Annotated in this window: 6 protein-coding genes, 1 pseudogene and 1 riboswitch; of the genes and pseudogenes, 3 read left to right on the top strand and 4 right to left on the bottom strand. The window is 57.6% G+C overall.

The annotated features are described in order from the left end of the window. Window positions 1–152: 152 nt before the first annotated feature. Window positions 153–989, bottom strand: coding sequence for a formyltetrahydrofolate deformylase (purU, locus tag KW824_RS20535; RefSeq protein ID WP_042650512.1), 837 nt, complete (start codon window positions 987–989; stop codon window positions 153–155). A gap of 209 nt (window positions 990–1198) precedes the next feature. Beyond that, window positions 1199–1358, top strand: a riboswitch (FMN riboswitch). A 105-nt stretch (window positions 1359–1463) separates the two neighbouring features. Between purU and ribB the strand changes: the two genes are divergently transcribed. Beyond that, window positions 1464–2117, top strand: coding sequence for a 3,4-dihydroxy-2-butanone-4-phosphate synthase (ribB, locus tag KW824_RS20530; RefSeq protein ID WP_041206202.1), 654 nt, complete (start codon window positions 1464–1466; stop codon window positions 2115–2117). 223 nt (window positions 2118–2340) lie between these two features. Then, on the top strand, window positions 2341–2583 hold the full coding sequence (locus KW824_RS20525) for an Lpp/OprI family alanine-zipper lipoprotein (RefSeq protein ID WP_025327798.1): 243 nt from the start codon (window positions 2341–2343) through the stop codon (window positions 2581–2583). Window positions 2584–2716: 133 nt separating this feature from the next. Here the strand turns inward: KW824_RS20525 and KW824_RS20520 are convergent, their stop codons facing one another. After that, entirely contained in the window at window positions 2717–3565 is an 849-nt protein-coding gene (locus tag KW824_RS20520; RefSeq protein ID WP_218410874.1) for a tetratricopeptide repeat protein, read from the bottom strand. After that, window positions 3562–4284 carry a 4'-phosphopantetheinyl transferase superfamily protein gene (locus tag KW824_RS20515; protein ID WP_218410873.1) on the bottom strand — a complete coding sequence of 241 codons (723 nt, stop codon included), beginning with the start codon at window positions 4282–4284 and terminating at the stop codon, window positions 3562–3564. The genes KW824_RS20520 and KW824_RS20515 overlap by 4 nt, the downstream gene beginning before the upstream one ends. A gap of 276 nt (window positions 4285–4560) precedes the next feature. Between KW824_RS20515 and KW824_RS20510 the strand changes: the two genes are divergently transcribed. Next, window positions 4561–5049, top strand: coding sequence for a C40 family peptidase (locus KW824_RS20510; RefSeq protein ID WP_041206201.1), 489 nt, complete (start codon window positions 4561–4563; stop codon window positions 5047–5049). Between the two features lie 84 nt (window positions 5050–5133). Here KW824_RS20510 and KW824_RS20505 read toward each other — a convergent pair. Continuing rightward, window positions 5134–5250 (bottom strand): annotated as a pseudogene (locus KW824_RS20505) (IS1595 family transposase); the annotation flags it as partial.

The following is a 5250-nucleotide window of genomic DNA, read 5'->3' as shown; positions in this document are numbered from 1 at the left end:
GGACAGAGAGTTGCGGGAACAGGGTAAGGAGATGTTGGAAGGCTTGGGTATCCATGATGGAGGCCCTCAAGGTGATGACCTACTCCAAGGTTAGTCTTCCAACACGTAATTGGGACAGCGCCTTTTTATTGGGTGTCGAACGACGGACAGGGTTATTTGAACACCACCGTCTTGTTGCCGTAGACGAAGACCCGCTCGTTCAGCACCAGCTCCAGGGCCCGGCTCAGCACGGATTTCTCCACATCCCGTCCCGCCTTGGCCATGTCGTCGGCGCTGAAGGCATGGCCCACGTGGATCACGTCCTGCTCGATGATGGGACCTTCATCCAGATCGTCGGTGACGAAGTGGGCGGTGGCACCGATCAGCTTGACCCCGCGATCGAAGGCCTGACGGTAGGGGCGGGCACCGATGAAGGCGGGCAGGAAGGAGTGATGGATGTTGATGAGCTTGCGCGGGTAGGCTTCCACAAAGCTCGGGGTCAGCACCCGCATGTACTTGGCCAGGATCACGTAATCCGGCTGATAGCCGTCGATGAGGGTGCGTACCTGCTCTTCATGCTCGGTGCGGCTGAGATCCTCGTGGCTCACGGCATGGAAGGGGATGTCGAACTTGCCCGTCAATTCTGCGAGCGTGTCGTAGTTGCCGATCACCGCCACTATGTCCATGTCCAGCGCACCGGCGTAGTTCTTCATCAGGATGTCGCCGAGGCAGTGGGTCTCCTTGGTGACCAGGATGACGATGCGCTTCTTGCCAGCCTTGACCAGTCGGCGCTGGGCACCTGCCGGCAGGGCGTCGTCGAGATCCGCCAGCAGGGTCTCGTCGTTGAAGCGACCCTCCAGTTCGGTACGCATGAAGAAGCGGCCGTTCTCGTGATCCACGAACTCGTCGTTCTTGTTGATGTTGAGCTGGTGCTTGTAGCAGATGTTGGTGATCTTGGCGATGAGCCCCTTGGCGTCGGGGCAATCGGTCAGCAGTATTTTCTTTTCCATCTCTGTCATGATTCCGTTTGTGGTGTTGGCGCCCGAGTCTGCGCGGGCTGCACGTTTTTGCTGGCACTATGCCATAAACAAAATCAGAAAGGACAGCGCGCCGTGCAGCTGAGTGGCAAGTCGCCAGCGGGGGGCGGTGCACTGCGTCCTATTCATCTTTGATGGGTTTTGGGCTGGTATCCTGCGTTTTTTTTCTTTAGGCTGTCTGCGCTTATTCTCAGGGCGGGGTGAAATTCCCCACCGGCGGTATCCCGATCTGACTCGGGGAGCCCGCGAGCGCCCGACCCTGGTTTGAAACCGGGGTCGGGGTCAGCAGATCCGGTGAGATGCCGGAGCCGACGGTCACAGTCCGGATGAAAGAGGATAAGACAGATATTGCAGTCATGGCTCCCTGCGGGCCGGCTGCTGCATACCTATCTCTGTCTGCCTTTCCATGCCCTGATTCTGGTCCTTGTCTTATTTAGGAGTCTTACCATGAATCAGTCTCTACTCAGTGAATTTGGTGATCCCATTGCCCGCGTCGAAGCCGCGCTGGCCGCATTGCGTGCCGGTCAAGGTGTGCTGGTGGCCGATGATGAAGATCGGGAGAACGAGGGTGACCTCATCTTCGCCGCCGAGTCCATGACCAACGAACAGATGGCCATGATGATCCGCGAATGCTCCGGCATCGTCTGCCTCTGCCTGACCGACGAGCGGGTACGCCAGCTCGAGCTGCCCATGATGGTGGAGGCCAACTCCAGCCATTATCAGACCGCCTTCACCGTGACCATAGAAGCAGCCCAGGGCGTCACCACCGGCGTCTCCGCCGCCGACCGCATCACCACCATCCAGGCCGCCATCGCCGACGGCGCCCGACCGTCGGATCTGCATCGTCCAGGCCATGTCTTCCCGCTGCGTGCCCGCACCGGCGGCGTGCTGACCCGGCGCGGTCATACCGAAGCCACGGTGGACCTGATGCAGCTGGCCGGTCTCAAGCCTTACGGGGTGTTGTGCGAGCTGACCAAGGCCGATGGCTCCATGGCCAGGTTGCCCGATCTGGTGGCTTTTGGTCGCCTGCACCGGATGCCGGTGCTGACCATCGAGGATCTGGTGCAATATCGTCAAATGCTGTCTGAACGTTCAGCTTAAGCTTCATACGAAATTGTATTAAGGGCATTTTTTGGTTACGCTTGGTGCGAACCTCATCTAAGGCACTCGTTTTTGACTTAAATTTGCACAAAAAGTGTGCGTTTAAAAAAAAATGAGGGTTTTAATGCATTTATCTGTGATGGGGCCTATCCAAACTCGTATTTATTTGTGCCATAATCACGCCGCTTGCTAAACGTCTGGCGAGTTAAAGGGAGCTTTAAAAATGAAGAAAATGTTGTTGGTAGGTGTTGTTGGTCTGTCTGCCCTGCTGGGCGGTTGTGCAAACACCAGCGAACTGGAAACTTCCGTTCAGAATCTGTCTAACAAAGTTGACCAACTGGCTCAAGATGTTAGCGCAGTTCGTGCTGATCAATCCAAGATGGCTGCTGATATCGCAACTGCTAACCAAGAAGCAGCTCGTGCTAACCAGCGCATCGACAACATGGCTACTTCCTACAAGAAGTAATCCATGCGAAAAAATGGCGCATTTCAATGCGCCATTTTTTTTTGCCTGAAATTCGTCATTTCCCTTAATTACTGCTCTTCCTGCCTGAACAAGGCAATGCCGATTGCTCGGCATCCCCTGATTTCCTCATTGATTAATAAAGCAGGCTATAAAGCTTGCGACGATAACTCTGCGCAGCCGGATGTGCACCCATGGTGGTCAGAATATCGAGATAGATCTTCTTGGCGTCGCCAAACGCCATGTCGCGTTTGAGAATGTTGAACAGCAATGCCAGGGCCTCTTCCTGACGGCCAACCTGACTGTATAGCACCGCCAGCTCCTGAGTGAGGGCGCCGTCGTCCGGTGTCTCGGCATGACGCTGCTCCAGGGCGCGCAGCTCCGGGCTGTCGCTGGCTTGCAGCGCCAGGGCCAGGCGAGAACTCAGGGTCTGATAGTGATCATCCTGCGCCACCATGGGGACGGCTGCGAGCAGGGCCTGCGCCTCGTCCAGCAGAGCCAGATCCAGCGCCGCCTGCACCAGCCAGAGGCTGATGTCGTGGCGCTCGGGCGCCAGTCGGTGGGCCTGAGTGAGGTGGGCATAGGCCACATCAGCCTGACCATCTGTGAGCGCCTGCTGCGCCTTCTCGAGCAACAGTTCCTCTTCCTTGGGGGCGAAGGCGGCGAAGTACTGGCGCAATGTGGCCTCATCTTGCGGGCCTTCCAGGATGGCCTGCTCGTCCGGGCGTCCCTGATGGAACAGCACCAGAGCGGGCAGCGCGCGCAGACCCAGCTGGCTGGCCAGGGGTTGCAGCTGGGGATCGTTCATGTCGACCTTGGCCAGGGTGACTGCGGGATTGGCCGGGCCAACCAGGGTCTCCACCAGCGGGGTCATGCCCTGGCACTCTGGCATCTGTGGGGCGTGGAAATAGATGACGACCGGCTTTTTCATGGACGCATCGATCAGTTCGGCGTGGAAGTTCTGGGGATTGATGTCGACGATCATGAGGCTGACTCTCGGAAAATGGTGTGGATCAACATGGGGTCCAGGGGCGTGGATTTCAAGCGCTCATCCAGCAGGTAGCCATTGATCTGGCGAGTCGGGGCGGCGAGGCTCAGCCAGCCGCTGCCAAAACGCCAGTCCAGCACCAGATAGCTTCGGGAATCGAGCCGGTTGTCCAGCCGCCACCCCTCCTCCGGCACAAAGCGCACCTTGTCGAGCCCCGCGGCGATGCCAGCCCCCTGGGCTTTCAGCACCGCCTCCTTGCGTGACCAGAGCCGATAGAAGGCCGAGGTCTGCTCCCGGAATGGCAGGGCAAGCAGCCACTGATATTCCTCAGGGGCATAGAAACGCTGGGCCAATGGCAGGACGGGGCGCTGGCGCAAGCCCATCTCCACATCCACGCCGAGGGGGCCTTGCTGGCAGAGGGCGAGCACCAGCCAGTCCCCGCTGTGGCTGAGGTTGAACTGCCAGTCATGGCTGGCCAGCGTGGGTTTGCCGTGCTCGCCGGTGCGAAACACCAGCGCATCGGGCGGACAGCCCAGCCGCTCGGCCAGCAGGCGGCGCAACAGTATCCGACCGAGCAGGTACTCACGCTGGCGGCCAGGCTGGCGGATCTCATGCCAATGGCGATATTCGTCCGGCGAGAGCTCTGATTGCAGCCCGATCAACTGCTCGGCGTCGATGAGCGCCGGTTTTAACAAATAGAGATCCGCATAGAGCATAATATTTCACTTTAAAATGAGGTCGAAACAGCGATAACGATCCGTTTTGACAGGGCAAAACCGGTACTTTTGCGATTGTATATTGTTTGGCCATGATCACATTAATCATGCAAAACAGTGCATTTCCTTGCAAAAATGTGAGGTCGATAGGGATTTTCGCTTGCCTCGATAGAATTCTTGGATATAGTCGGGTGCTGTTGCCTTATAAATTGCCCTGTCGGGCTGCATTTTAACAAGTTTCACTCTATTTGCGGGGATAAAGGATTGCGCCACCTGATGCTACTGCTGGTCGCGCTCGGAATGGTGGGTTGTGCTTCTGCACCCCAGCCCGAGGTCGCGAGCAAGATCGAGGTTTCCATGATGGAACCCGTGATTGAACCTGAAGTTTCACCCACACCAGATGTCAACGAAATCCTGACCGTATACAAAGAGTGGCGTGGCGTCCCTTACCGCATGGGGGGCAGCAGCCAGCGAGGCATAGATTGCTCCGCCTTCGCCCGTGAAGTGTTCCGCAATGCCGTCGGCATCGAATTGCCCCGCGATACCCGCTCCCAGGTTCATGAAGGCACTCGCGTTTCCAAGCAGGATCTGGTTGAAGGGGATCTGGTTTTCTTCAAGATAAACCGCCGCCTCAATCATGTCGGCATCTATGTCGGCAACGGTGAATTCATCCACGCCTCCACCCGCGCCGGGGTGACTCGCTCCAAGCTCGACAATGCCTATTGGCGCAGCAAGTTCTGGCAGGCACGCCGGATCGATATCTGAGTCAGGCTGGACAAACGGCTCGCAGTACGGACTGTTTTTCCAACCTCACTTGAACCGGGCTCCTCGAAGCCCGGTTTTTTATGGCTATGTCCCAATTACGTGTTGCATGGGGCGCCCTAGCGCCTCATGCAAGCAACATCTGACGTCTATCCCTCGTTGATAACGCTCCAGCATCCGCCGCCAACCCAGATAATGCTTCAA

Origin of the sequence: Aeromonas sp. sif0611, assembly GCF_019218845.1 — a bacterium.
Lineage (GTDB): Bacteria > Pseudomonadota > Gammaproteobacteria > Enterobacterales > Aeromonadaceae > Aeromonas > Aeromonas media.
The sequence above is the reverse complement of the archived record's forward strand: the minus strand, read 5'-3'. Positions and strand labels throughout refer to the sequence as shown.